This window comes from Stenotrophomonas sp. NRRL B-14846, from assembly GCF_050473585.1.
Lineage (GTDB): Bacteria > Pseudomonadota > Gammaproteobacteria > Xanthomonadales > Xanthomonadaceae > Stenotrophomonas.
This window is the reverse complement of record NZ_JBFLUN010000022.1, coordinates 2,689,204-2,708,380: the sequence shown is the minus strand read 5'-3', so window position 1 is coordinate 2,708,380 and position 19,177 is coordinate 2,689,204. Positions and strand designations below refer to the sequence as shown.

The following is a 19,177-nucleotide window of genomic DNA, read 5'->3' as shown; positions in this document are numbered from 1 at the left end:
ACGCCACGCGCGGGCAGGTGCTACAGCACCTGCATGGTGACCGCGACGAAGTGGCAGACGCTGCCACCGATCACGAACAGGTGCCAGATGGCATGCGAGTAGGGGATCGATTCGCGGTGGTAGAAATAGGTGCCCAGCGTGTACGACAGGCCGCCGGCCAGCAGCCAACCCAGCGTCCAGCCGTCGATCGAGGCCAGCATCGGCTTGACCGCCACGATCACCAGCCAGCCCATGGCTACGTAGATGGCGGTGGACAGGCGCTTGAAACGGCCGGTGTAGAACAGCTTGAACACCACGCCGGCCAAGGCCAGGGTCCAGATCGCGGCGAACAGGCCCCAGCCCCACGGGCCGCGCAGGCCGATCAGGGTGAATGGGGTGTAGGTGCCGGCGATCAGCACGTAGATCGCGCAGTGGTCGAACACCTTGAGTCGCCCCTTGGCGACCGGGTGCTGGATGGCGTGGTAGAGGGTGGAGGCGGTGTACAGCAGCAGCAGCGCGATGCCGAACACAATGGCGCCGGCCAGCTGCCAGCCATCGCTGTAGATGGCGGCCAGGGTGATCAGCACCGCGCCGGCACCCAGCGCGAACACGGCACCGAGGCCGTGGGTCAGGGCGCTGGCGATTTCTTCGCGGATCGAAGCAACGGAAGTCGTGGACATGACGTAGGCATCGTTCGCGGGGAGGGGGACCCGCACCCCCCTATCATCGCCGCGATGGGCGACATGTGCACGCCCGTCACCGTATGGTCGGTGAATCCCTGCGTTGCGTGGATGAACCGCCCGCGACGGCTGGGGTCAGAGCCCTTTCCTGCCGGAAAGGGATCCGACCCCGTGGCATCAGCCGACCGAAACGGTATGCGCCGCTTCGCGGGTAGCCGAGAAGCGCACGTCCGGCGAGCGTTCCTGGGCCAGCTGCAGGTTGACCCGGGTCGGTGCCAGGTAGACCAGGTGGCCGGCCGCATCCAGCGCCAGGTTCAGCGCGTTCTTCTCGCGGAACTCTTCCAGCTTCTTCTCGTTGCTGCAGTGGACCCAACGCGCAGTGGTCACGCTGACCGGCTCGAAGGTGGCTTCCACGCCGTACTCGTCCTTCAGGCGGTAGGCGGCCACGTCGAACTGCAGCACGCCGACCGCACCCAGGATCAGGTCGTTGCTGGTGAGCGGGCGGAAGAACTGGGTCGCGCCTTCCTCGGACAGCTGGGCCAGGCCCTTCTGCAGCTGCTTGAGCTTGAGCGGATCGCGCAGGCGGGCGCGGCGGAACAGTTCCGGGGCGAAGTTGGGGATGCCGGTGAAGGTCACCGCTTCGCCTTCGGTGAAGGTGTCGCCGATGGAGATGGTGCCGTGGTTGTGGATACCGATCACATCGCCCGGCCACGCCTCGGCGGCGATCTCGCGGTCGCTGGCCATGAAGGTCAGCGCGTTGGCCAGCTTCATTTCCTTGCCGGTACGCACGTGGAAGGTCTTCATGCCGGCGCTGAAGCGGCCCGAGCAGACCCGCATGAAGGCCACGCGGTCGCGGTGCTGCGGGTCCATGTTGGCCTGGATCTTGAACACGAAGCCGGTCAGCTTGTTTTCTTCCGGGGCGATCTCGCGGCCGGTGGTGGAGCGTGCCTGCGGCGACGGTGCATGCTCGACGAAGAAGTCCAGCAGCGGCTGCACGCCGAAATTGTTCACGCCGGAACCGAAGAACACCGGGGTCTGCTTGCCGGCGCGGTAGGCGTCCAGGTCGAACGGGTGGCTGGCGCCCTGCACCAGTTCCAGTTCGTCGCGCAGGTCGGCCAGCATCTGTGCACCGATCTTCTCGGCCAGGCCCGGTGCATCGATGGACGGGAAGATGGTCGAGTCCTGGCGGGTGAAGTTGCGGCCCGGTTCGTACAGGTGCACTTCGCCGGTCAGCAGATGAACCACGCCCTTCAGGCGCTGGCCCATGCCGATCGGCCAGGTGACCGGCGCACACTGGATGCCGAGCACGGTTTCCACTTCATCCAGCAGCTCGATCGGGTCCTTGCCCTCGCGGTCGAGCTTGTTGATGAAGGTCATGATCGGGGTGTCGCGCAGGCGGCAGACTTCCATCAGCTTGATGGTGCGCTCTTCCACGCCCTTGGCCACGTCGATCACCATGAGCGCCGAGTCCACCGCGGTCAGCACGCGGTAGGTGTCTTCGCCGAAGTCGGCGTGGCCGGGGGTGTCGAGCAGGTTGACGATCTTGCCTTCGTACGGGAACTGCATCACCGAGGAGGTGACGGAGATGCCGCGCTCCTTTTCCAGCGCCATCCAGTCGGACGTGGCGTGGCGGGCGGCCTTGCGGCCCTTGACCGAACCGGCCATCTGGATCGCGCCTCCGAACAGCAGCAGCTTTTCGGTCAGCGTGGTCTTGCCGGCGTCAGGGTGGGAAATGATGGCGAAGGTGCGGCGACGCGACGCTTCGTTGGCGACTTCGGACATGGCAGTGGCGCCCGCCCGGGGCGCTTTTCAAAGAGATAAGCGCCCGATTATACCGGCCGGGGCCGGTCAGCGCCCGGTACCGCCTTCGGCCTCGCCCTGGCGGGCGAACTGCAGCTGGCCCTGCTCGGCGAAGATGCGCACCGGCACCGAGCGCAGGCCCATGCCGCGGTTGACCTGCACCACGAAGTGCAGATGCGGGGCACTGCTGTAGCCGCTGTTGCCGGACAGGCCGATCGGCTGTCCGGCCCCTATCGCCTGGCCGCGACGCACGCGCATGCCGCCGGCCTGCAGGTGGCCGTACAGGGCCATGCTGCCGTCGCTGTGCAGCACGCGGATGAAGTTGGCGCGGGTACCATCGCGTTCGCGGTCCTGGCCGTTGCCACGGAAGCCATCCTGGATCTGCATCACCGTGCCCTCGCGCGCGGCCAGCACCAGGGTGCCCTCCGGCAGCGCGAAGTCGACCGCGTCGCGGTTCTCCTCGTCGTCATGGCTGAAGCGCCCCTGCGGCGCCTGGTCCACGCGCAGGCGGGCCGCATCGAATGGCAGGCGGTAGGCGACATCTTCGGCCTGTGCGGCCGGGTTGCCCGGCACCGACTGCAGGCGCAGATCGAGCATGCGGCCATCGATCGGGGCGGGCAGGTGGCCGACCACCAGGCTGCTGTCGCCCTGGATCAGCGACTCGACCGGGAGGCCTTCGACCGGGTGTCCGGGGGCGGCGCGCAGCTGGATCTGCAGCGGCCCTGCCAGCCCGTTGTCGATCCGGGCCTGCCATTGCGTACCAACAGGCTGCAGGCGCAACTGGGCCATGGGGGCGGCGCCCCCGGCGCTGCCTGGGCGGGTTGCCGAGGCAGGCGAGGCAACCAGTCCCCAGCCCTGGCGCCAGTCGCCGGCGTGTGCGGTCGCGCTCGCCAGCAGGGGCAGCAGCAGGCAGGACAGGGGCAGGCGCGGCATCGGTGTTTCCAGCGAAAAGGACCGCCGGGACTGTAGCGGATCCTGAACCGAACGACCGGGACGGCCTTCGCATAGCGGCCCCAAAAATATTCATCGCTTTATCCGCATGAAGGGATTGACAGCGCCGGAAAGGGCTGGCATCGTGGCCCCACCATCGAGACCGGCAGAGGGACAGGCCCTTTGAAGCCGGGGCAGCCCGCAGGCGCGCAAGCGTCTGCGTAGGTGCCAAATCCTGCGGGGACCGTGGCGTCCACCGAAAGATGGTTCGAACCATGCACCACACGTGCATCTCGAACGCGGGCCCCGCGAAGGCTCGATGGCCGATTCCCCAACCGGATCCCGCCATGAGCTTCGCCGCCAGTACCGCGCTTCGCCCCGAACCCTTTGTCCCCGTCAGCGTGCCGGTCGAAGACCGCGTTCATGCCGAGCGCGGTGAGTTCGCCGCGGTGCTGTCGATGCGCCACGCCGGCCCCAGCCCGGTGCGCCTGCGCTATGAGTGGGTCGGCCCGGCCAATGCGCCGGTGGTGGTGCTGGCCGGTGGCATTTCCGCCCACCGCCATGTGGCGTCCAACGCACAGTTCAGCGAGAAGGGCTGGGCCGAGGACCTGGTCGGCAGCGGGCGCGCGCTGGATCCGCAGCAGCTGCGTGTACTGGCCTTCGATTTCATCGGGGCCGACGGTGCCTTGGACGTGCCGATCGATACCGCTGACCAGGCAGATGCACTGGCGCTGCTGCTGGATCACCTCGGTATCCGTGCGCTGAAGGCATTCGTGGGCTACTCCTATGGCGCGCTGGTCGGCCAGCAGTTCGCGATCCGCCACCGCGCCCGCGTGCGCCAGCTGGTGCTGGCCAGCGGTGCGCATCGCCCGCATCCGTATGCCGCCGCCTGGCGTGCGCTGCAGCGCCGCGCGGTCGCGCTCGGCCAGCTGCAGTGCGGCGAAGACCACGGCCTGGCCCTGGCCCGGCAGTTCGCCATGCTCAGCTATCGCACGCCGGAGGAATTCGGCGAGCGCTTCGATGCTGCGCCGGAGGTCATCAATGGCCGCGTGCGCGTGGCTGCCGAAGACTATCTCGACGCGGCCGGTGCGCAGTACGTCGCGCGCACGCCGGTGACCGCCTACCTGCGCCTGTCCGAATCGATCGACCTGCACCGCGTCGATCCCACCGCGATCCTGCCGCCGACCGTGGTGGTGGCCGTGGAGGGCGACCGCCTGGTGCCGCTGGCCGACCTGGTCGGCCTGGTCGAAGGGCTGGGCGCGCGTGGCAGCCTGCGTGTGCTGCGCTCGCCCTATGGCCACGACGCCTTCCTCAAAGAAACCGATCGCATCGACGCGATCCTCGCCACCGCCTTCCGCACTTCTGGAGAGTCCGCATGAGCCTGCACGCAAACGAACCGTCCTGTAGTCGCACCACTGCCGCCGTCCGTGCGGGCATCGATCGGGACACCGCACATGGCGCGGTCACGCCGCCGATCGTACTGTCGTCGAACTTCAGCTTTGAAGGCTTCGGCAACAAGCGCCAGTACGACTACACGCGCAGTGGCAACCCCACCCGCGATCTGCTGGGTGAAGCGCTGGCGGAACTGGAGGGCGGCGCCGGCGGCGTCATCACCGCGACCGGCATGGGCGCGATCAACCTGGTGCTGAACGCGCTGCTGCAGCCGGGCGACACCCTGGTGGTGCCGCACGATGCCTACGGCGGCAGCTGGCGGCTGTTCAATGCGCTGGCGAAGAAGGGCCACTTCGAACTGGTCACCGCTGACCTGACCGATCCGCGCGCGCTGGCACAGGCGCTGGCCGCGCAGCCGAAGCTGGTGCTGGTGGAAACGCCGTCCAACCCGCTGCTGCGCATCACCGACCTGCGCTTCGTCATCGATGCCGCGCACAAGGCCGGTGCACTCGTAGTGGTCGACAACACCTTCCTGTCGCCGGCGCTGCAGCAGCCGCTGTCGTTTGGTGCGGACCTGGTGCTGCATTCCACCACCAAGTACATCAATGGCCACAGCGATGTGGTCGGCGGTGCGGTGGTCGCGCGCGATCCGGCGCTGCACGAGCAGCTGGTGTGGTGGGGCAATGCGCTGGGCCTGACCGGTTCACCGTTCGATGCCTTCCTGACCCTGCGCGGCCTGCGCACGCTGGATGCGCGCCTGCGCGTGCACCAGGAAAACACGGCGTCGATCGTTGCCCTGCTGGACCAGCATCCGGCGGTCGGCGCGGTGTACTACCCGGGCCTGGCCGATCACCCCGGCCATGCCATCGCCGCGCGCCAGCAGGACGGCTTCGGCGCGATGCTGTCGTTCGAACTGGCCGACTGCGAAGGCGATGATCCGCACGCGGCAGTGCGTGCGTTTGTCGACGGGCTGCGCTGTTTCACCCTGGCCGAATCACTGGGCGGCGTCGAAAGCCTGATCGCGCATCCGGCCACCATGACCCATGCAGCGATGTCGGCCGAAGCACGCGCGGCGGCCGGCATCAGCGAAGGACTGCTGCGCCTGTCGGTCGGTATCGAGGCCGAACGTGACCTGCTGGCCGATCTCGGTGCCGCGCTGCAGCGCGCCGAAGCGGTGATCGATGCCGCCGCACGTCGCAAACAGGTAGTGGACGCATGAGCGCACTCGCCGCTGACATTCCTGCGCTGGGCGCGGGGCGCCTGGCACTGCTCGGCACCGGTACGGTCGGTTCGGCCTTCGTGCAGCGCTACCAGGCGCTGCAGGCACGCGGGTTGGAGCTGCCCAGCGTGCAGTGGCTGGCCAACTCGCGCACGGCGCTGGAGATTGATCGCGACCTGGCGCTGCCCCTGGAACTGGCACGCCGGGCACCGCGCGATGGCCACAGTTCGCCACCGTGGGCGAGCGCCGAAGGGCTGGAGCGTGGCGACGTGGTGGTCGATGCCACGGCCAGTGAAGACGTGGCCGCGCGCCACGTGCAATGGCTGGCGCGCGGCGTGCATGTGGTGACCGCCAACAAGCTGGGCAGAGGCGCGCAGCTCGCCCGCGCGCAGGCCATTGCCGAAAGCTGTGCCGACAGTGGTGCGCGTTATGGCGACAGCGCCACCGTGGGCGCCGGCCTGCCGCTGCTGAGCAGCCTGCGTGCGCTGGTGGCCGGTGGCGATCACATCCACGCCATCGAAGGCGTGCTGTCCGGTTCGCTGGCGTGGCTGTTCCATCGTTATGACGGCCAGTCGCCGTTTTCCGCTGCGGTGCGTGAGGCGCTGGCGGCCGGCTATACCGAACCGGACCCGCGCCTGGACCTGTCCGGCGAGGACGTGCGCCGCAAGCTGCTGATCCTGGCGCGCAGCAGCGGGCTGGCACTGGATGCGTCGCAGGTGCAGGTGGATTCGCTGGTGCCTGATGCGCTGGCGGCGTTGCCGCTGGAAGATGCCGTGGCTGCCTTGGAGCAGCTGGATGCGCCGCTGCAGGCGCGTTGGCAGCAGGCACGTGACAACGGTCGCGTGCTGCGTTTCGTTGGCCGTGTTGACGGCGAAGGTGCGCAGGTGGGCCTGCGCGAGCTGCCGGCCGATCATCCCTTGGCGCAGGGCGCGGGCACCGACAACCGCGTGGCCATCCACAGCGATCGCTACCGCCGCCAGCCGTTGTTGATCCAGGGACCGGGCGCCGGCGCGGAAGTCACTGCGGCCGCGTTGCTGGATGACGTGCTGCGGATCGTGGGCTGATCACACCGTTCTTGTAGAGCCGAGCCCATGCTCGGCTCTACAGAAGCGGCCGCCAGTCAGCGGGACTTCAACGCCTTCAACAACGCGGCGTTGAACTGCTTCGGGTCCTGCACCTGCGGCGAATGGCCCAGTTCGGCGAACTCGACCAGCGTCGCGCCGGGAATCGCTGCGGCCGCCGCCTTGCCGAGTACCGGATAGTTGCCCAGCGCCGCCTTCACCGCAGGCGGTGCCTGGTCACGGCCGATCGCGGTGCGGTCCTTCTGGCCGATGAACAGTGTGGTCGGCACCTGCAGGTGCTTCAGTTCGTACACCACCGGTTGGTTGAACACCATGTCCGAGGCCAGCGCCTGGCTCCATGCAACGGCCTGCTTGCCCGGGCCTTCGTACATGCCCGACTGCATCCGCGCCCACGGTTCGTAGGCCGGCTTCCATTTGCCGTCGTAGTACACCTCCAGCTGGTAGCGGCGGATGCTGTCATAGCTGATGTTCATTTCGCCGGCGTACCACGCGCCGACGCTGCGCCAGGGGACGCCCAGCGCCTTCCAGTCTTCCAGGCCGATCGGGTTGACCAGCGACAGGCTGCGCAGGTCCTGCGGGAACATCAGCGCGTAGCGCACCGCCAGCATGCCGCCCATCGAGTGCCCGACCAGGTGCACCGGTACATCACCCAGCTGCAGTTGCTGTAACAGGGCATGGGTGTTGGCGGCCAGCTGCGCGAACGTGTACTGATAGCGCTCCGGCTTGCTGGACTTGCAGAAACCCACCTGGTCCGGGGCGATCACCCGGTAGCCGGCGGCAACCAGTGGCTTGATCGATTCCTTCCAGGTGGCGGCACAGAAGTTCTTGCCGTGCAGCAGCACCACCACGCCGATGGGCGCCTTCTTCGGCGCGATGTCCAGGTAGGCCATCTCCAGCGGCTGCCGCTGCGACTCCAGCGCGAAGGTCTTCACCGGATAGCCGTAGTCGAAACCCTCAAGCCGCGGCCCGTAGGTGGGGGCGGCCAGGGCGGCCAGCGGAAGGCAGGCAAGCAGGGCGGCAGCGATCACGCGCATGGGGCAATCCGGGGTGGGGAAGCCCCGAGCCTAACCGGAACGTGGTGACGACGTCGTCCGATGTAGAGCCGGGCTCATGCCCGGCTACTCCCACCCGATCAGCCGAGCATGGGCTCGGCGCTACACCTCAGCACTCGATGACGTTCACCGCCAGGCCACCGCGGCTGGTTTCCTTGTACTTGTCCTGCATGTCGCGGCCGGTATCGCGCATGGTCTTGATGACCTTGTCCAGCGACACCTTGTGCTTGCCGTCGCCACGCATCGCCATGCGCGAGGCATTGATCGCCTTCACCGCGCCCATCGCATTGCGTTCGATGCACGGAATCTGCACCAGGCCGCCGATCGGGTCGCAGGTCAGGCCGAGGTTATGTTCCATGCCGATTTCCGCGGCGTTCTCGATCTGGCTGGGGTTGCCACCCAGCGCCGCGACCAGGCCACCGGCCGCCATCGAACAGGCCACGCCCACTTCGCCCTGGCAGCCCACTTCGGCGCCGGAAATCGAAGCGTTTTCCTTGTACAGGATGCCGATCGCCGCCGAGGTCAGCAGGAAGTCGAACACGCGCTGCTCGTTGGCGCCGGGGCAGAAGCGGTCGAAGTAATGCAGCACCGCCGGCAGCACGCCGGCGGCGCCGTTGGTCGGTGCGGTCACCACGCGACCACCGGCCGCGTTTTCCTCGTTCACCGCCAGTGCGTACAGGTTGACCCAGTCCAGCGTGGTCAGCGGATCGCGCATCGCCGCTTCCGGCTTCGACGACAGCTCACGGTACAGCGCCGGTGCGCGACGGCCGACCTTCAGTCCACCCGGCAGCACGCCTTCCTCGCGGATGCCACGCGCGACGCACGACTGCATCGCGCTCCAGATCTCACGCAGGTTGGCGCGGATCTCGTCTTCGCTGCGCCAGCACTTCTCATTCTCGAACATCAGCTGGGCGATGCTCAGGCCGCTGCGCGCGGTCTGCGCCAGCAGCTCGTCGCCGCTCTTGAACGGGTAGGGCAGCGGGGTCTCGTCGGGCACGATGCGGTCATCGGCCGCGTCGTCCTGGTTGACCACGAAGCCACCACCGACCGAGTAGTAATCGCGGGTGGCGATCACTTCATCGTCGGCGTTGTACGCGGTGAAGCGCATGCCGTTGGTGTGGTACGGCAGCTTCTGGCGCTTGTTCATGCCGAGGTCGCGCTTCTCGTCGAAGGCGATCTCGTGCTGGCCCATCAGCTGGATGCGCTTGCTGCTGCGGATGCGCTCCAGGGTGGCCGGGATGATGTCCGGGTCGATCAGGTTCGGCCGCTGGCCTTCCAGGCCCAGCAGGATCGCCTTGTCGGTGCCATGGCCGCGGCCTGTCAGCGCCAGCGAGCCATAGACATCGGCGCGGATGCGCGCGACCTCGTGCAGGCGGCCCGGATCGAGCAGCCAGCGGTGGATGAATCGCTCGGCGGCCTTCATCGGCCCGACGGTGTGCGAGGAACTCGGACCAATGCCGATCTTGAAAACGTCGAACGTGCTGACAGCCATGGATGCCAAACTGCGGGTACCGGACAAGCGGCTATTCTAGCGGCTTGCCGGGCCATCCGATGGCTGCGGCGCAGCATTTCCGCCACGGGAGCCTGACTGGTGTTGACCCTGATCCAGCGTGACGATTGCCACCTGTGCGACCTGGCCCTGGCTGAACTGGCCAAAGCGCGGGCGCCGGAGTTCGAATCGGTGTTCCTGGATGACCAGCCGGCGCTGGAAGCGCGCTATGGCGCGCGGGTGCCGGTGCTGCGCGACGAGCGCGGCGAGCGCGAGCTGGACTGGCCGTTCGATGCGGCCACGGTGCAGGCGTGGTTGGCCGAAGGCGGTCAGGTAGTGCCGGCCGCTGGCCGGCAACCACCCGATATCCGTTAATGCCGGCCAGCGGCCGGCACTACCGGAAGCGTCTTATTTCGCGTCGAACTTCACGATCGTGCTGATCGCGGTGTCGTCCGGAATGGTCTTGGTATCGGCCCAGTCACCGCCGCCGACGCCGAAGTCCAGGCGCTTGACCGTGGCCTTGCCGGTCAGCACCGGCTGGGTGCCCGGCTTCCAGGTGAAGGTGAGGGTCACCGGCTTGCTGACGCCGCGCAGTTCCAGGGTGCCATCGGCGGCGAACTGGTCGTTGCCCACGGCGCGGAAGCCCTTGGCGGTATAACGCGCGGTGGCGAACTTGCCGACATTGAAGAAGTCGGCGCCCTGCAGGGTCGAGTCACGGTCGCTGTTGCCGCTCTTGGCGCCTGCCAGCGGAATCACCACGTCCAGCGAGCCGGCGGCCGGGTTGGCCGGGTCGAAGCTGAGCTTGGTGGCGAAGCCCGGGAAGCTGCCGGTGAACACTTCGCCGTCGTATTTGGTGGCGAACACCAGGATCGAGCCGGCACCCGGGGCCTGCGCATAGTCCGCAGCGAGCGCCGGGGCGGTGGCCAGCATGCCGGCCAGGGCGGCGGCCACGGCGGCCGGAGTGGTCAGTTTCAGGTTCATCGGTCAGTCCTTCTGAGGGGAGGCGAGCCAGCCGCGCGGCAACATGCGGGACAGCGTTGCATCGCGCTGGAACAGGTGGTGGTAGAAAGCAGCGCCGGCATGCGCCAGCACCACCGCGATCAACAGCCAGAAGCCGTATTCGTGGAGGGCATGGGACACCGCGACGACCTGCGGGTCGGGGCCGCTCAGCTTGGGCACGTCGACCAGGCCGAACCAACGGAAGGGGCGCAGGCCACTGGCCGAATCGTACAGCCAGCCCGACAGCGGGATGGCGAACATCAGCACATACAGCAGCACGTGGGTGGCACTGGCGATGCGCTCCTGCCAGCTGGGCACGCCCGGCACCGGCTTCGGTGCACCGGCATACAGGCGCCAGCCGAGACGGAACAGCACCAGCGCCAGCACGGTGATGCCGATCGACTTGTGCGCGGTGTAGACCCAGAAGTACTTGGGCGTCTTGGGCAGTTCGCCCATGGTCAGGCCAACCACGCCCAAGGCGAGGATCAGCAGTGCAATCAACCAGTGCAGGATCTGGCTGACACTCCCCCAGGCGGCGGAGGTGTTCTTGGCGGTCATGAAGGGTCCTTGGGGGCCGTCGTGTGGTCGGAGTGTGGAACGGGAGCGGGAGTTCCCGGGGCGTCGCTGCGGTCGAGGGTGGCCTCAGCCTCGATCCGCACCTGTACCGCATCACCGATGACGCCCGGCCAAGCGGTGATGCCGAACGCGCGCCGGCTCAGCGTCGTGCTGGCGGAAAACCCGGCGGTGCGTCGGAAGGGAGGGAGCGGGTAGCGCTTGAGCGCGTTGAGGGTCACGTCCAGGGTGACTTCCTGGCTGACCCCGCGCAGGGTCAGCGTGCCGATCACATGCGCATGCTTGGCGTCGATCGGTTCGACCCGGCTGGAGACAAAACGCGCGGTCGGGAATCGCTCGCCGTCGAGCAGGCTGCGGGCCAGCGTGGCCTGGTTCCACTTGGCGTCGCCGAGGTCCAGGCGCGACACCGGGATGTCCACCTCCAGGGTGGCGTCGCGCCAGTTGTCGGGATCGAACAGCACGCGGCCTTCGCTGCCGGACACCGTGCCCATGGCCTGCGAGTAGCCCGCGTGGTCGATGGAGAACAGCACCCGCGTGTGCACCGGATCGAGGCGATAGGTGTCAGCGGCCGCCCAGGCAGGGGCGGTGGCGAGCAGCATCGGCAGCAGGGCCAGGCAGGGACGCATCGATGGCGGGCTCCGGAAGGGGACGCTGTGATCATACGCACAGCCCCCTGCCAACGTTGCGTGCATGGCTGCAACAGTTCGTGGTGGTGCCACCGCTGGAAACAGCCTGTTGCAGCCATGAACCCGGCCCTGTGTGACAATCGGCCCAGGACAGGGGGTTCAGGATGACGAGCGGCTGGCGCCGGTGGTGCCGTGGCATCGCAGGTATGGGACTGCTGCTGATGGCGATGGCCACGGCGGCTGCGACCCTGGACATGGCAGAAACACCACGCCTGCGCCGCTTCGGTGCCGCCGAAGGCTTGCCGTCGCGCATGGTGGTGGCGCTGGCCGAGGACCGCCAGGGCCACATCTGGGCCGCCACCGATGGTGGGCTCGCCCGTTATGACGGCAACAGCCTGCGGGTCTGGGAGCACGATCCGGAACAGCCGGGCTCGCTGCCTGGCAACGAGATCGAGACCCTGCTGATCGATCCGCTGGACCGGGTCTGGGTGGGCATCAACGGCAAGGGCGTGGCCCGCCTGGATGCCGACCGCGAGCGCTTCCGGACCTTCGACACGGTCAATTCCACCTGCCAGGGGCAGTTCTGGGCACTGGCCTATGTCGACGATGCCTTGTGGATCGGGACCAACAACCATGGCGTCTGCCGGCTTGGCGAAGACGGCAGCGTGCGCCTCTACACCCATGATCCAGCGCAGCCGGGTGGCCTGCCCAGCAACAGCATCTTCACCAGCCTGGTCGATACGCGGGGCCGCCTGTGGGTGGGCACCGAAGCCGGCGTGGCGCGTTGGAACGGCAGCGGGTTCGAGCCGGTGGCCGCGCGGGAACTGGGCACGCTGAGCGTGCTCCGGTTGAGCCGTGATGCGGAGGGTTCGATCTGGGTGGGCAGCCAGAACGATGGCCTGTACCGCATCGATGGGCAGGACCGGGTCAGTCGCCCGCGATGGGCCGACAGCGCCCAGCTGCGCTCGGCCCTGGTCCTGGCCGATCGCCAGGGGGGGTACTGGGCCGGCACCTCCGATGGTTTGTTGCGGGGGGATGCGGCGGCGCTGCGCCGGCTGGAGGGCGACCGCGGCAGCGGCTTCCTGACCGCGCACAGCGGTGTGCTCGATCTGCTGCAGGACCACGAGGGCGGATTGTGGGTGGCGCTGCTGACCCAGGGCCTGGCCTACCTGCCACCGGACTGGCGGCGCTTCTCGATCTGGAACCAGCTCGACGGCAAGCCGCTGGACAGCCAGTACCTGTTGAGCGCGGCCAGCGACGGGAAGAACTACTACGTCGGCTCGGCGCGAGGGGTGTACCAGCTCGATGCGCAGGGCACCCTGCGCCTGCTGGCCAGCGACCGGCAGCTGGGCAACGGCGTGGTGTGGTCGGTGCTGCCGCGCCCGGATGGTCGCCTGTGGCTGGGACGCGGCGGTCGCATCACCGTCTACGATCCGGCCACCGGCGCGCTGCGCGATCTGCGGATCGATGGCAGTGCCGACCTGCGCCAGCGCATCGACCTGATGCGGCAGGCGCCTGATGGCACGGTGTGGGTGTCGGTGATGGGCCTGGACCTGCAGCAGCGCGATGCAGAGGGCCGGCTGCTGCACAGCTATCCGCTGGAGCATTTCCGCGGGACCGCCGATGCGCCGATCGAGCAGATCCGCTTCGACGCCCATGGCCGGCCCTGGGTGATGGGCGACATGGGCATCTGGCGCGAACAGGCTGGACGCTTCGAGGCAGTACCGGGCGTTTCGCGCGGGCCCATCTACGACCTGGTGTGGATCGATCCGCAGCAGTTGTGGCTGGCGCGCCAAGGCGCCTTCGAGCGCTACCAGTGGGATGGCATGAGCCTGCGCCTGATCCAACGCATCGACGGCAGTGCAGGCGTGCCGCCGGTCACCATGGGCGGGCTGGCGCTGGCCGACAATGGCCAGCTGTGGGCGACGACGCCGCGCGGCCTGCTGCGTTGGGACCCGAAAACGCGGCGCCTGCAGCAGTTCAACGAGCGCGATGGACTGTCCGATGCGGAGTTCACCGGCCGGCCACCAGCAGTGAATGCCGATGGCCGCGTGCTGGCCGTCACCCAGACCGGGTTGGTTGCCTTCGATGTGAATGCCGATGACACGGTGCTGCCGTCTTCATCGCTGGTGATCGCCGAAGTGCGGGTACGACGCGACGACGCGCGCGGCTGGCAACCGTTGCCGCTCACCGGCACCCTGTTGCTGGGACCGGATGATCGCGATCTGCAGATCGATGCGCGGCTGCTGTCCTATGCCAGCCCGCAGGGCAACCGCTACCGCTTCCGCGTGCAGGGCTACGACCAGGACTGGGTGGAGCAGGGCGGCGATGGCCAGCGCACCCTGTCGCGGCTGCCGACCGGCAGCTACGTCATCGAGGTGCAGGCAGCGACTGCCCGGGGCGCATGGACGCCTTCGCAGCAGTTGCAGGTGAAGGTGCTGCCACCGTGGTGGCGCAGCGGCATGGCGATCTTCGGCTACATCCTGCTGGGGTCGCTGCTGCTGGTGGTCCTTGTCTGGTCGGTCCGCGCGCGGCTGCGCCGTCGTCAGCAATGGCAGCTGACGGTGCACAAGCAGCAGCTGGCCGAGCAGGCCTCGCAGGCCAAGAGCCGTTTCCTGGCCACGCTGGGCCACGAAGTGCGCACGCCGATGACCGGCGTGCTGGGCATGAGCGAGCTGCTGCTGGCGACCCCGCTGGATCCGGTGCAGCGCGGCTACGCGGGGTCGATCCAGCAGGCCGGCAGCCATCTGCTGCGGCTGGTCAACGATGCGCTGGACCTGGCCCGCATCGAAGCCGGGCGGCTTGAACTGGACCTGCGTCCGTTCGACCTGGGGGAGCTGCTCGACCAGGTGCAGGGCCTGATGCAGCCGATGGCGCAGCAGCGCCAGCTGGAATTCCAGCGCGGCGAAGACCCGCCTGGGCCGGTCAGTGTCAGCGGCGACGAGATGCGCGTGCGCCAGATCCTGCTGAACCTGCTCGGCAACGCCATCAAGTTCACCGAGCGTGGCCACGTCGGCCTGGCCGTGCGCCTGGAAGAAAAGGGCGGGCTGTGTTTCGAAGTGCATGACAGTGGCCCGGGCATCAATGCCGAGCAGCAGCAGCGCCTGTTCCATCGTTTTGAACAGGCCGACGGCCCGCGCACTGCGTCGCGCTACGGTGGCAGCGGGCTGGGGCTGGCGATCTGCCAGGAGCTGGCGATGGCGATGGGCGGATGCATCGAAGTGGACAGCCAGCCGGGCAAGGGCGCGCGGTTCCGCGTGCGCCTGCCGTTGCCCTGGACGCGCCAGGCCGCCAGCACCGCGGGCGAGGTGGCGGCCCTGCCGGAACTGCCGCCGCTGCGCATCCTGCTGGTCGAGGACGATGCCACGGTGGCCGAGGTCATCGCCGGCCTGCTGCGGGTGCGCGGGCATGAGGTGGTCCACGTGCTGCATGGCCTGGGCGCGCTGTCGGAGATCGCCACCGATGGTTTCGACGTCGGCCTGCTCGATCTCGATCTGCCCGCGCTGGACGGTACGGCCATCGCCCGCCAGCTGCGCACCATGGGCTATGAACTGCCGCTGGTGGCAGTGACTGCCCGTTCCGATGCCTACGCCGAAACCCAGGTGCTGGCCGCAGGCTTCGATGGTTTCCTGCGCAAGCCGGTGACCGGCGATCTGCTGGTGGCGGCCATCGCCCAGGCGCGTGCGAAACGGCAGGCGACTGCGTGACTGTGCCGGCGCCGGGCGTGAACGGCGCGACTTTCGGTTTACCATGCCGACGCCCGCAGCGCGGGAATCATCAGGACCAGCGTGAGGAGGCAATCGGTGGTGTATCTGCGGGCGGCGATGCTGCTGCTGGTCCTCCTGTGCTGCGCGTTGCCCGCTGCGGCACAGCCGGTGCCTCCGAGCCCGCGGCAGGTGACGGTGTTCGATGGCCTCCCGTCCAATACCGTCAACCGCATGGCCGAGGACCGGTACGGCTACCTGTGGATCGCCACCAACGATGGCCTGGCCCGCTATGACGGTCGCACCTACCGGGTGTGGCGCTCGGAGGACGGGCTGCGTGACAACCGCATCTGGACGGTGCTGGTCGATGCCCGCAACCAGCTGTGGATAGGCACCGAGAATGCCGGCCTGGTGCGGATGTCCGCCGACCGCCGGCAGCTGCACTTCTACGACCGCAGCAGCCAGCCGTTGATGGGCACCAACACAGTCTGGAGCCTGGCCAGCACACCCGATGGCTCGATCTGGTTCGGTACCCATGAGGGCGGCCTGTACCGCCTGGACAGCCAGGACCGCCTGCAGCGCTTCCTGCCCGAGCCGAACAATCCGCGCAGCCTGCCCTCGTCGTCGGTGCCCTACCTGGCCACGTTGGCCGATGGCAGCCTGTGGATTGGCACCAAGCATGGCGTGGCGCGCTGGACCGGGACCGACTTCGAGCGCGTCGGTACGGACATCATTCCCAGCCTGCTGATCAACGGCTTGACCGCCGAACCGGATGGCAGCCTGTGGATCAGCACGATGGCCGGGGCCACCGTGCGTCGCCCGGATGGCCGCTTCGAGGCACCCCCCTGGAAGCTGCCGCCGGGCGAGCAGGTACTGGGCATGATGCTGCGCGACGAGCAGGGCGGGCACTGGCTGGACACGCGCACCGGGCTGGGGCGCGCGGTCGATGGCCAGTACCAGACCGTGCCGCTGTACAGCGCGATCGCGCGCGGTCCGGTGCGGCCGAACTGGACCGGTGCCTACGAGGACCGCGAAGGTGGCATCTGGTTGGCCAGCACCAATGCCGGGCTGTGGCACCTGCTGCCACGCTGGTGGCAGTTCTCGGTGCTGTCGCGCCTGGAGGACGACCCCAGCTCGCTGCGCAATGCGCTCGTGCTGGGCACCAGCCCATCCAGCAATGGCGGCGTCTGGACGGTGGGCAGCCATGGCGCACTGGATCGCTTCGATCCGAAAACCGGCAAGATCGAGCAGCACCGTACCTGGGTCAACGGCATGCACTGGCTGTCGTCGGTGCGCGAGGACCGGCGTGGCCAGGTCTGGATCGGATCGACCGATGCACTGGTGCGCTACGACCCGCAACGGCGTGAGCTGCGTCGCTGGGGGCGTGACGCCGGTGCCGATGCAGCGATGGAAGGGGTCATCGAAGCGATGATGACCTGCGACGGCGACAGCCTCTGGCTGATGCTGCCCGCGGGCCTGCAGCAGCGCGACCTCGACGGGCGCGTGCGGCGCGAGCTGGACAATGGCCAGCGTGGCCTGCAGCAGGGCCAGCTCAACCTCGATGTGGAATGCGGTCCGCAGGACCATATCTGGCTGGCCAGCAGCCGTGGCCTGCTGCAGTGGCTGCCGGAAAGCGAGCGCTTCCAGCCGGTGCCGGGTGCGCCGGCAACGGCCATCCATGCGCTGCACGTGGGCCGCGATGGCCAGGTCTGGTTGTCCGAGGACGGGCGCCTGTCGCGATACCGCTGGAGCCAGGGGCGCCTGGAACGGCAGGCGGTGGTCGGTGCTGAACAGGGCTATCCGGCGATCTCCGCCTCTGGCCTGGTGGTGGATGCGCAGGGCGTGGCCTGGGCGACCAGCGCACGCGGCCTGGTCCGTGTCAGTGCCGATGGGCAGAGCGTGCGCCTGTACGGCGTGCACGATGGCCTGCCCAGCCAGGAATTCCGCGAACACACCTTGATCGCGGCGGCCGATGGCCACCTGGTGGCCGGAACGGCGGCAGGCGCAGTGGTGTTCGACCCGGAGCAGGTGCGGCCTTCAGTACGCCGCGCGCCACTGGTGATCGAACGGGTGGAAGTGCGCCGCAACGAGCAGGTGCTGGACATGACCCACGATGCACCGCTGCAGATCGCCGATGGCGACCGCGACCTGCGCATCGTCGCGCGATTGCTGTCCTTCGCCGACTCGGCGTCCAATACCTACCGTTACCGCCTGGCCGGCTACGACCCGGATTGGGTCGAAGTCGGCCCGGCCGGCGAGCGCCTGTTCTCGCGCCTGGCGCCGGGCAGCTACCGGCTGGAAGTGCAGGCACGCTCGGCCGACCATGTTTGGTCGCGGGTGCAGAGCCTGGAATTCCGCGTGCAACCGCCATGGTGGCGCAGCCTGTCCGGCCTGCTGGTGCTGGCGTCGGTCGGGTTGCTGCTGACCAGCTGGTTCGCTTGGTTGTACCGACGCCGCCTGCAGCGGCGCCACGCCTACCAACTGGCGCTGCACAAGCAGGAACTGGCCGAGCAGGCCTCGGCGGCCAAGACCCGCTTCCTGGCCAACCTTGGCCATGAGATCCGTACGCCGATGACCGGCGTGCTGGGCATGAGCGAGTTGCTGCTGGCATCGCCACTGGATCCGCAGCAGCGCGGCTACACGCAGTCGATCCGGCATGCTGGCGAACACCTGCTGCACCTGGTCAACGATGCGCTGGACCTGGCGCGGATCGAGTCCGGGCGCCTGGAACTGCAGTCGCAGTCGTTTGCGTTGAATGGCCTGTTGCAGGATCTGGCGGCGCTGATGGGCCCGCTGGCCGCCCAGAAGGGCCTGCGCTTCACCCTCGACAACCAGCTGCCGCCGGGCCTGCAGGCCACCGGTGATGCCATGCGCGTGCGGCAGATCCTGCTGAACCTGCTGTCGAACGCAGTGAAATTCACCAGCCGCGGCACCATCACCCTGCACGCACGTTGCGATGGCGAGCTGCGCGCGCTGCATTTCGAAGTGCGCGATACCGGCCCCGGCATCAGCCAGGAACAGCAGCAGCGCCTGTTCCGCCGCTTCGAGCAGGCCGATGGTGCACGTACCGCAGCGCAGTATGGTGGCAGCGGCCTCGGCCTGGCGATCTGCCGCGAACTGGCACATGCGATGCAGGGGCGGATCCAGGTGGAGAGTCAGCTGGGCCGAGGCACCTGTTTCGGCGTGACCCTGCCGTTGCCGCTGGTGGTGGACAGTGATGCCGAGGCGTCCGCCGAGGGGCATCGCGACGAGGCGGCGAACATGCCACCGCTGCGGGTGCTGCTGGTCGAGGACGATGCCACCGTGGCCGATGTGGTGCGGGGGCTGTTGAGCGCACGCGGCCACGAGGTGGTGCATGCCGGCCATGCGCTGGCGGCGCTGCGCGAGATCAGTGCCGGCGATTTCGACGTCGGCCTGCTGGATCTGGATCTGCCGGGCCTGAGCGGCTTCGAACTGGCCCAGCACCTGCGCAACCAGGGCTACATGCTGCCGTTGCTGGCGGTGACCGCGCGCACCGATCCAGACCTTCAGCAGCAGGTGGAAGCGGCCGGCATCGGCGGCTTCCTGCGCAAGCCGGTGACCGGCGAACTGCTGGTGGAAGCGATTGCCAGGGTGATGGGCAGGTAGGGATTATTGCAGGGCTTGCAGCCCT

Annotated in this window: 14 protein-coding genes and 1 riboswitch; of the genes, 6 read left to right on the top strand and 8 right to left on the bottom strand. The window is 68.3% G+C overall.

The window, feature by feature from the left end:
- Window positions 1-20: 20 nt before the first annotated feature.
- From trhA to AB1281_RS14750, 3 genes are all read right to left on the bottom strand, one after another.
- Window positions 21-659, bottom strand: a complete 639-nt coding sequence (trhA, locus tag AB1281_RS14760) for a PAQR family membrane homeostasis protein TrhA (protein WP_014038156.1) — start codon at window positions 657-659, stop codon at window positions 21-23.
- 177 nt (window positions 660-836) lie between these two features.
- Complete coding sequence (locus AB1281_RS14755; RefSeq protein ID WP_014038155.1) at window positions 837-2,441, bottom strand: peptide chain release factor 3; 1,605 nt, start codon at window positions 2,439-2,441, stop codon at window positions 837-839.
- Window positions 2,442-2,507: 66 nt separating this feature from the next.
- Window positions 2,508-3,392 (bottom strand): M23 family metallopeptidase, encoded by an 885-nt coding sequence (locus AB1281_RS14750; RefSeq protein ID WP_430346263.1) that lies wholly within the window; start codon window positions 3,390-3,392, stop codon window positions 2,508-2,510.
- Window positions 3,393-3,540: 148 nt separating this feature from the next.
- Window positions 3,541-3,659: riboswitch (SAM riboswitch) on the top strand.
- 77 nt (window positions 3,660-3,736) lie between these two features.
- On the opposite strand from AB1281_RS14750, the gene metX reads away from it, so the two are divergent.
- The 3 genes from metX to AB1281_RS14735 are packed head-to-tail and all read left to right on the top strand — an operon-like array spanning window position 3,737 to window position 7,064.
- Window positions 3,737-4,768, top strand: coding sequence for a homoserine O-succinyltransferase MetX (gene metX, locus AB1281_RS14745; protein WP_430346262.1), 1,032 nt, complete (start codon window positions 3,737-3,739; stop codon window positions 4,766-4,768).
- Entirely contained in the window at window positions 4,765-6,000 is a 1,236-nt protein-coding gene (locus AB1281_RS14740) for an O-succinylhomoserine (thiol)-lyase (RefSeq protein ID WP_430346261.1), read from the top strand. Before metX ends, AB1281_RS14740 begins: the two co-directional genes overlap by 4 nt.
- A complete protein-coding gene (locus AB1281_RS14735; protein ID WP_430346260.1) occupies window positions 5,997-7,064 on the top strand; it encodes a homoserine dehydrogenase in 1,068 nt (355 codons plus the stop codon). The genes AB1281_RS14740 and AB1281_RS14735 overlap by 4 nt, the downstream gene beginning before the upstream one ends.
- 56 nt (window positions 7,065-7,120) lie before the next feature.
- Here the strand turns inward: AB1281_RS14735 and AB1281_RS14730 are convergent, their stop codons facing one another.
- Entirely contained in the window at window positions 7,121-8,116 is a 996-nt protein-coding gene (locus AB1281_RS14730) for an alpha/beta fold hydrolase (protein WP_430346259.1), read from the bottom strand.
- Between the two features lie 127 nt (window positions 8,117-8,243).
- Complete coding sequence (locus AB1281_RS14725) at window positions 8,244-9,626, bottom strand: L-serine ammonia-lyase (RefSeq protein ID WP_049456519.1); 1,383 nt, start codon at window positions 9,624-9,626, stop codon at window positions 8,244-8,246.
- Window positions 9,627-9,725: 99 nt separating this feature from the next.
- Here AB1281_RS14725 and AB1281_RS14720 point away from each other — a divergent pair, with 99 nt between their 5' ends.
- On the top strand, window positions 9,726-9,998 hold the full coding sequence (locus tag AB1281_RS14720; RefSeq protein WP_083663126.1) for a glutaredoxin family protein: 273 nt from the start codon (window positions 9,726-9,728) through the stop codon (window positions 9,996-9,998).
- Between the two features lie 33 nt (window positions 9,999-10,031).
- Here AB1281_RS14720 and AB1281_RS14715 read toward each other — a convergent pair whose 3' ends face one another.
- From AB1281_RS14715 to AB1281_RS14705, 3 genes are read right to left on the bottom strand one after another with little or no spacing between them, the layout of a single operon-like run.
- On the bottom strand, window positions 10,032-10,604 hold the full coding sequence (locus AB1281_RS14715) for a YceI family protein (RefSeq protein WP_014038147.1): 573 nt from the start codon (window positions 10,602-10,604) through the stop codon (window positions 10,032-10,034).
- Between the two features lie 3 nt (window positions 10,605-10,607).
- Window positions 10,608-11,180 (bottom strand): cytochrome b, encoded by a 573-nt coding sequence (locus AB1281_RS14710; protein WP_430346258.1) that lies wholly within the window; start codon window positions 11,178-11,180, stop codon window positions 10,608-10,610.
- Window positions 11,177-11,821: a YceI family protein gene (locus AB1281_RS14705; RefSeq protein WP_014038146.1), complete on the bottom strand. Its 645-nt coding sequence runs from the start codon at window positions 11,819-11,821 to the stop codon at window positions 11,177-11,179. The genes AB1281_RS14710 and AB1281_RS14705 overlap by 4 nt, the downstream gene beginning before the upstream one ends.
- A gap of 164 nt (window positions 11,822-11,985) precedes the next feature.
- Between AB1281_RS14705 and AB1281_RS14700 the strand changes: the two genes are divergently transcribed.
- Together AB1281_RS14700 and AB1281_RS14695 are read left to right on the top strand one after the other, a co-directional pair.
- Window positions 11,986-15,528 (top strand): sensor histidine kinase, encoded by a 3,543-nt coding sequence (locus tag AB1281_RS14700; protein ID WP_164118839.1) that lies wholly within the window; start codon window positions 11,986-11,988, stop codon window positions 15,526-15,528.
- A gap of 96 nt (window positions 15,529-15,624) precedes the next feature.
- Complete coding sequence (locus AB1281_RS14695; RefSeq protein ID WP_430346257.1) at window positions 15,625-19,152, top strand: ATP-binding protein; 3,528 nt, start codon at window positions 15,625-15,627, stop codon at window positions 19,150-19,152.
- The last annotated feature ends 25 nt before the right edge of the window (window positions 19,153-19,177 follow it).

Excerpts from the sequence above, each read along its gene's own strand:
- AB1281_RS14725 (WP_049456519.1), bottom strand. The coding sequence starts at position 9,626 with ATGGCTGTCAGCACGTTCGACGTTTTCAAGATCGGCATTGGTCCGAGT.
- AB1281_RS14710 (WP_430346258.1), bottom strand. The coding sequence starts at position 11,180 with ATGACCGCCAAGAACACCTCCGCCGCCTGGGGGAGTGTCAGCCAGATC.
- AB1281_RS14715 (WP_014038147.1), bottom strand. The coding sequence starts at position 10,604 with ATGAACCTGAAACTGACCACTCCGGCCGCCGTGGCCGCCGCCCTGGCC.
- AB1281_RS14750 (WP_430346263.1), bottom strand. The coding sequence starts at position 3,392 with ATGCCGCGCCTGCCCCTGTCCTGCCTGCTGCTGCCCCTGCTGGCGAGC.
- trhA (WP_014038156.1), bottom strand. The coding sequence starts at position 659 with ATGTCCACGACTTCCGTTGCTTCGATCCGCGAAGAAATCGCCAGCGCC.
- AB1281_RS14735 (WP_430346260.1), top strand. The coding sequence starts at position 5,997 with ATGAGCGCACTCGCCGCTGACATTCCTGCGCTGGGCGCGGGGCGCCTG.
- metX (WP_430346262.1), top strand. The coding sequence starts at position 3,737 with ATGAGCTTCGCCGCCAGTACCGCGCTTCGCCCCGAACCCTTTGTCCCC.
- AB1281_RS14740 (WP_430346261.1), top strand. The coding sequence starts at position 4,765 with ATGAGCCTGCACGCAAACGAACCGTCCTGTAGTCGCACCACTGCCGCC.
- AB1281_RS14730 (WP_430346259.1), bottom strand. The coding sequence starts at position 8,116 with ATGCGCGTGATCGCTGCCGCCCTGCTTGCCTGCCTTCCGCTGGCCGCC.
- AB1281_RS14700 (WP_164118839.1), top strand. The coding sequence starts at position 11,986 with ATGACGAGCGGCTGGCGCCGGTGGTGCCGTGGCATCGCAGGTATGGGA.
- AB1281_RS14705 (WP_014038146.1), bottom strand. The coding sequence starts at position 11,821 with ATGCGTCCCTGCCTGGCCCTGCTGCCGATGCTGCTCGCCACCGCCCCT.
- AB1281_RS14755 (WP_014038155.1), bottom strand. The coding sequence starts at position 2,441 with ATGTCCGAAGTCGCCAACGAAGCGTCGCGTCGCCGCACCTTCGCCATC.